The 6,508-nt window shown below is 50.0% G+C and carries 6 protein-coding genes; 2 read left to right on the forward strand and 4 right to left on the reverse strand.

Annotation, left to right across the window (positions count from 1 at the left end; translation table 11 throughout):
- The first annotated feature begins 39 nt into the window (after window positions 1-39).
- Window positions 40-357 (forward strand): type II toxin-antitoxin system RelE/ParE family toxin, encoded by a 318-nt coding sequence (locus ACJHYW_RS24780; protein ID WP_021550960.1) that lies wholly within the window; start codon window positions 40-42, stop codon window positions 355-357.
- Between the two features lie 3 nt (window positions 358-360).
- Window positions 361-669, forward strand: a complete 309-nt coding sequence (locus tag ACJHYW_RS24785) for an addiction module antidote protein (protein WP_016248851.1) — start codon at window positions 361-363, stop codon at window positions 667-669.
- Between the two features lie 122 nt (window positions 670-791).
- Here the strand turns inward: ACJHYW_RS24785 and ACJHYW_RS24790 are convergent, their stop codons facing one another.
- The 4 genes from ACJHYW_RS24790 to ACJHYW_RS24805 form a co-directional block, all read right to left on the reverse strand.
- Complete coding sequence (locus ACJHYW_RS24790; RefSeq protein WP_052895708.1) at window positions 792-1,085, reverse strand: hypothetical protein; 294 nt, start codon at window positions 1,083-1,085, stop codon at window positions 792-794.
- A 2-nt stretch (window positions 1,086-1,087) separates the two neighbouring features.
- A complete protein-coding gene (locus ACJHYW_RS24795) occupies window positions 1,088-1,702 on the reverse strand; it encodes an RHS repeat-associated core domain-containing protein (protein ID WP_271094341.1) in 615 nt (204 codons plus the stop codon).
- 143 nt (window positions 1,703-1,845) lie between these two features.
- Entirely contained in the window at window positions 1,846-2,187 is a 342-nt protein-coding gene (locus ACJHYW_RS24800; protein WP_061093069.1) for a hypothetical protein, read from the reverse strand.
- 10 nt (window positions 2,188-2,197) lie between these two features.
- Window positions 2,198-6,286, reverse strand: coding sequence for an RHS repeat-associated core domain-containing protein (locus ACJHYW_RS24805; protein WP_077252459.1), 4,089 nt, complete (start codon window positions 6,284-6,286; stop codon window positions 2,198-2,200).
- Between the last annotated feature and the right edge of the window lie 222 nt (window positions 6,287-6,508).

The raw sequence follows: 6,508 nt of genomic DNA on the forward strand, positions 1-6,508 counted from the left end.
ATTACTGGATAAAAAGTAGCTTTTAAGCTACTATCTTTTATGAAAACGATAAAGACCTACATAACTGCCGACGGGCGAGATCTGTATGCAGAGTTTTTTAAAGGGTTACGCGACCCCATCGCGAAGGCAAAGATCGCTTCCCGGATCAACCGGATGGCTTCGGACAATTTTGGCGACCATAAGCCCTGCCGGGAAGGTGTCTGGGAACTCAGGATAGATCAAGGGGCTGGGTATCGGGTTTATTACAGCCTGGTGGATGGAGAAGTCGTCCTGTTGATTCTGGCTGGCGACAAGCGTACGCAGGATGCAGATATAGATGAGGCTATTCGCTGCCTCAAAGACTATTTGAAGAGGTGATGTATGGCGAAAGAACGTTTATATGATGATGTCATGGTGGAAGCGCTCCGGGAAGATCCTGCTTTTGCTCAGGCCTATCTGCATCAGGCATTTCTGGATATGGATGAAGATGGCGGTCAGGAAGCTTTTTTACTCGCGTTACGCCATGTTGTTGAAGCGCGGGGAGGAATGGCGACGGTTGCCCAGAAAGCCGGTGTATCGCGTGAATCACTGTACCGCACGCTCTCCCCGACCGGCAACCCGACACTGAAAACACTCCGCAGCGTCGTCCACGCCGCAGGTTTTCAGTTCTCTGCGCTGGCAAGTGCCTGAGTAGTTTTACATTTTGCAGCGATAATATAAATTGTAAATCATAATCCCTCCGTTGCTCTGTTCTGAGCAACGGATTACTTTGCATATTATCTGCTTTGCTAATCCATCAATTTTTAATTACCTTACATGGAAGCAACATACTCCATTAAATTATCTAATAAAAAATCAACCTTACTTATACCTTCATTTACATTATCGGCATAGATAAGTTCTACGAGCTTCATCCAACTTAAATTGGAACGTACATTGTATTGTAAAAGGAGCCACTCTCTAAATCCCTCTAACATTTTACCGTCAAAGGAAAAATCCATCCCTAGTATAAAAGCCACAGTGTTTTCATAGTTATTTTCAAGTAGATACATATCGATATGCTTCTTAAAAAAAACAATTTTTTTTAGGAGGATATTTTTATTCATAATTAAAATCCAAAATTGATTGCATCAGGATATTGCCATAACTCTTTATATTCTTGTAATGGTAAACCGTCTGAGCCAGTAAAGGCATCATAAACCCGACCATCTTTTACTACAACGTCGTGATATGCCCAACCGGGATTCGTGCCTCTGTATTTACCTAATGAAGGAGCTCCGAAATCAGGTCTAATTCTTGCAATATCACCACCGATTTTCTTTTGTACCCACAATGCAAAATCTTCACAACCATTCCAGTTCTCAGAATTTTTAATATCCGCAGCCTTCCATACACAATCAGCGTTAAGGCCTAATGGATCAATCCAATTTAACGGATCTTTGACGTAACTGTATGGATTAATACCTCCCAACACCCCGGTTGGATCTGCCGAAATATACTGCGCAGTATCAGGATCATAGTACCGGAACCGGTTATAGTACAGTCCTGATTCGGCATCTTCATACTGCCCCGGAAAACGCAGGCGGCAGTCAGGTGCATCATCCCTGTTCCTGCCTTCTTCCCGGCCCCAGAGCTGTTGTTTTCCCCGCCAGACAATGGTGCCGCCCTCGGTCAGCAGTTCCTGGACACGGCCGACCGTATCCGTCACCGCGTAATGCAACAAGCCTTTCTCATAACGCGCCAGCGGTGTAAAACTTCCCGGTTCGTATATCCAGCGGATGGCGTTTTCATCATCTGGCTTGCCGTCCTGGCTGACCGGAATTTCTTGGTTAGATGACCGTCAGTTAAATGGATATTATCATTCCATTAAAAATCGGAATGATCCATATATTCTATATGCTCATCAGAAAGTCCATCTGGATATAACTCTCTTGGATAATCACTATCTAAAATTGCTAGGAAGTTATTTATAGTATTTTCCAATGCCTCATCTACTGTTTTTCCCCAGCCAATAGCACCTTCGGGACAATCATCAAATTTCCGTTTAATCATTACATTTGTAATCCCCATGTAACTCCCATCCTGAGACTCTCGTATTTTTATTTTTACTTTTGCGCTAGGGATAACACCAAACATCCAAATTACAAACTCGGCTTCAACTTTCTCTACTTTAGATACACTGCGTATTTTCATTTGATGCCAGCCCATATCTTTTCCTCTATAAACGACCAAAAGAGACAATTTCCCCTGTATCTACCGCAACATCAATATATCTTCCGTTCTTTCTATATCTCCACACATTTTCAGTATAACCAGAAACTTTGGTTGGTTTTATTCTTCTCAAGTTCTCAGAAAAAACCTTAGCTTTATTTAGATATTGCTCTACCGTTTCTGCACCAACTTCACGACCATGTTTTCTGAAGTGCTCCAGTAATGACTCTGCCGGAGTATCCCAACTTCCTTTACTCCATAGTTTTTTACAATTTACTTCTTGCAGGAATGCAAATAATGCCGATAAACCTAAAGGGTCAATATAACTAAATGGGTTCTGTACATATGAATATGGATTTAATCCCCCAAGTAACCCAATGGGATCTGCCGAAATATACTGCGCCGTATCAGGATCATAGTACCTGAACCGGTTATAGTACAGTCCTGATTCCGTATCTTCGTACTGCCCCGGAAAACGCAGGCGGCAGTCAGGCGCATCATCCTTGTTTCTGCCTTCTTCCCGGCCCCAAAGTTGCTGTTTTCCCCGCCAGACAATCGTGCCGTCTTCGGTCAGCAACTCCTGGACACGACCGACCGTATCCGTCACCGCGTAATGCAGCAAGCCTTTCTCATAACGTGCCAGCGGTGTAAAACTTCCCGGTTCATATATCCAGCGAATGGCATTTTCATATTCTGGTTTGCCATCAGTACCAACAGGAATTTCTTCGGTTAACTGATCGCCATTCCAGTGGAAATCCATTCCGGACTTATCACGGTTGGTACACCGTTTGCTGATGCGCCTGCCAAACGGGTCGTATTTATACTCCCAGCGTTCCCCCTCCGGCGTTTCAAGCCCGGTAAGCTGACTTCTGGCATCCCAGCGATAGCGCCATTCGAGCGGACGATAGCCGCCTTTATCGACCAGTTTCTCCACCAGGCGACCATTAGCATCGTACGTCCAGGTAATATTGTGCTCATTCACCACCCGGACAAATTTTCCCTCTTCCGGCTTTCCTGTGTCCGGGTTGATGCGGTGTGTCTGATGCCGCCAGCCTTTGTGCTCTCTGGAAACAACTCTTCCATGCCGCAACTGCTGGTGTGTCTCGCTTTCCAGCACCTCATTTACCCATGTCTGGCGGCGGGCAATATTCAGGTTTTTGTCATAAGTGAACAGTTCCTCACACAGCGGAAACTCCCGGGAATCGCCCGTCCAGGTGGCATGGCTTACCTGGTCGTTAACCGTCATATTGTTGAAGGCTGATCCCCGCAGCGAGTCTGATATTACCGTCAGGTTGTACGCCTTGTCATACAGCCACTGGCGCTCCAGGCTTTTGTTCCGTTCGTACGGCCCGGCCTGGTGGTCCCCGGCATTCTGCTTCGCTGGCATCCCTGTGCGCGTGTATGCCAGCGTCTGGTAAAACCCGGCCTCGCTCCGCCTGGACGTTTCCAGGCCGCGCAGGTCGTGCTCAAATGTCAGCGGGGCATGGTCCGCTATCTGCCAGGATGCCAGATGCCCCATCAGGTTTCGGGTAAAGCGTTCTGTGATACCTGCTGTGGTGCGCTGTGTGACCGTATCCAGGTCAGGGTCGTAACGGTATTCTGTGCGCCTGCCGTTCAGCGTTTCGGCAACAATCTGGTTTGCATCGTTATATTCAAATGTAACGGTGGCATCGTCATTCTTCGCTTCCACCAGACGACGCTGCGTGTCGTAACGAAATGTGGTGACACTCAGAGTTCGGTCACTGTTGCCCTGTGTGACTTCCTCGTCCGTCACCTGGTCATTCACGTTGTAGCGGCGGTTAAGGTGAGTGCCGTCCGGGAAGCTGGTGCGAATACAACGCCCGACGGCATCGTAGGTGTAGTTCAGCGTGCGTCCGGTGAAGTCTGTTTCTGCTACAAGCTGCCCGGCTTTATCATATTTAAGACGGTAGCGCTCGCCTTCGGCGTTGGTAATTTCGGTCAGGCGGGTCAGTTTATCGTAGCGACACGCCAGCCGCTCGCCGTCAGGACGCACCAGAGCCGTGAGCAGATCGAATGCACCGTATTCGTAACGGGTGGTTTTGCCCTCGCCATCGGTAAAGCTTTCCGGTAGCTTTTCGCTGTTCTGGCGCATCAGTTCCCGCACGCCGTCCGGGCGCTGGATTTCTTCCACGCAGCCCTGTGGCCCGGCGTGGATTTTGCTGTGACGAAACTGCGTGGTGAAGCCAAGTGGGTCTTTCACACTTAACAGTCGGCCCAGCATATCCTGTTCGGTCTGCGTGATGCCGCCGTCTGGCGCAACAGTCTCGCGCACCTGATGCAGGGCGTCATGACTCCAGCACCAGGTGGCCCCGCCCGGCAGAATCCGTGCAAGCAAATCACCCTGTTCACTGTAGCTGAACTGCTGTTTCCGGCCCTGAGGGTCGATCAGGCTGATTATGCTGCCCCGATCATCATAGACCCATTGCCACGCCTGATTATCAGTTGTCGACAGCCGGGTTAACTGACCGGTATCATTATACTCGTAGAACAGGCCATAGCCGCCCGGCAGGGCAACCTGGATAACCTCACCTTCCCGGTTATAGCGGTACGCCGTGGTACGCCCCAGCGCATCGGTGCGTGACTGAAGCCGGGCATTATTCCAGACGGTAATTTCTTCCCGCCCCAGCGGATCGATACAGCGGGTGACCAGGCCGTCCTCGTTATACCAGTAACGGGTTTCGCCCCCTTCTGCATCCAGGTAGGTGGTGCATTTTTCATCATCGTTATAGATAAAGCGGTCATCGAAGTAGCCTTCCGTTGACAGTGTGCTGACAGCGCGCCCCTGCGGATCATAGCGGATATCCACACAGGTTTTGTCCGTATCCCGCCAGCGGGTCATAAAGCCTTCTGATGTGTACTCATGCCATAAATGCGAGAACTGGAAGGTATCGCATTCTGCCATAAAACCATTGTCATCATACTGGCAGGTCACAAGACGCTGACGCTGCGGCGTTGCCAGGTCAATGCTCATCAGCTGAGCCTGTTGCCAGGCAAGGGCGAGCATATAGCCATCGCTGTGACGGATTTCTGTCAGCAGACCATCAGTGCGGATAAAATCAATCCGGTTGCCATAATTATCGAAGACAGCGGACAACCGCCAGACGCCATTGCCTGCCGGGGAAAAGAGCTGTGTCTGCTGCGAACGGCGATCGAAAACGCTCACGCCATCGCGCAGGCTTCCCGTCAGCCGGTAGTACGCCTGGCGTGAGTTCACTGCACCGCGAAAGATACCGTCCTGCGGCAGGCGGTAATACAGTACAACGCCTTCACTGTCGGTAAAATGCAGCCGGTTACCCTGTATCGTCAGCGACGCTGACCACTCATCGGTCCATTTCGGGCCGAAAATCCCGGTCCCCCTGGCCTGTGAGCGGTAAAAACGCGAGAGCGTCAGCGGCAGGGAACCCGGCAGCGAAAGCACGCTGAAATGCTGGAGAAAATCGCCGGTGCCAATATCCACAGGCTCACCGGGTTTGGTGCACAACTGAGCACCAACACATTTACTCTGATCACCAGTTCCCTCGGTTTCACCTTTAATATTTGCGCCATCCTGGCCTTCGGGTATGACATCATCCGCCAACTTTTCTGCGTCACTGACAACATCGTCTGCTTTGTTTACCTTCAGCAGATCGGCGGTGAATTTCCCCGCCGCTGCTTCTTCTCGTGCCAGTTTACTGGCAGTCCGCATCGCTCTAAGACCCACGAACCCGCCTCGGGCCAGACCATATCCTCCCAGCGCCAGCGAGCCATAGTCATAAATCATGCCGCCAATTTCCTGGTTCCTGTTGCTCATTTCCAGACGGTACATGTCCAGATTGAAATCTCCCGCATGCTCCCGGAGATCTCCGCCCATGTTGTACATATCCTCGCCAATATCATCCATGCCCATCGCAGAAAGCATGGCGCCGTTCATCTGCATTTCTCCGGCATACTGCATGGTGGCCCCCTGGCCTATCATCGTCGCCATATCCGGGAACTGGTTCCAGAATGCTTTGGCAGCACCAATAGCCAAATCAAGCTGGACTGCCGAAGCTTCAATTTTCGCCCGACTTTCATCCATCTGGATCATCAACATCATGTCCCAGATACTTTGCTCTTCTTTTGTTTCTGGCTCTGGCGCAGGGTCAGCTTCGCTGGCGGAAATAGCGGCTTCAGGGGGCTGACCGATAATTAAACCCGTCGTATTATGTGTAGTGGCACAGTAAATTTGGCCACCTGATTAAAGGTGATATTCTCACCTCAACACAAAACAGGTGACTTAATGAACAAGAAAACCAAACGTACTTTCACCCCTGAGTTC

This window comes from Escherichia sp. WS3063 (assembly GCF_046486595.1).
GTDB classification, from domain to species: Bacteria; Pseudomonadota; Gammaproteobacteria; order Enterobacterales; family Enterobacteriaceae; genus Escherichia; species Escherichia coli.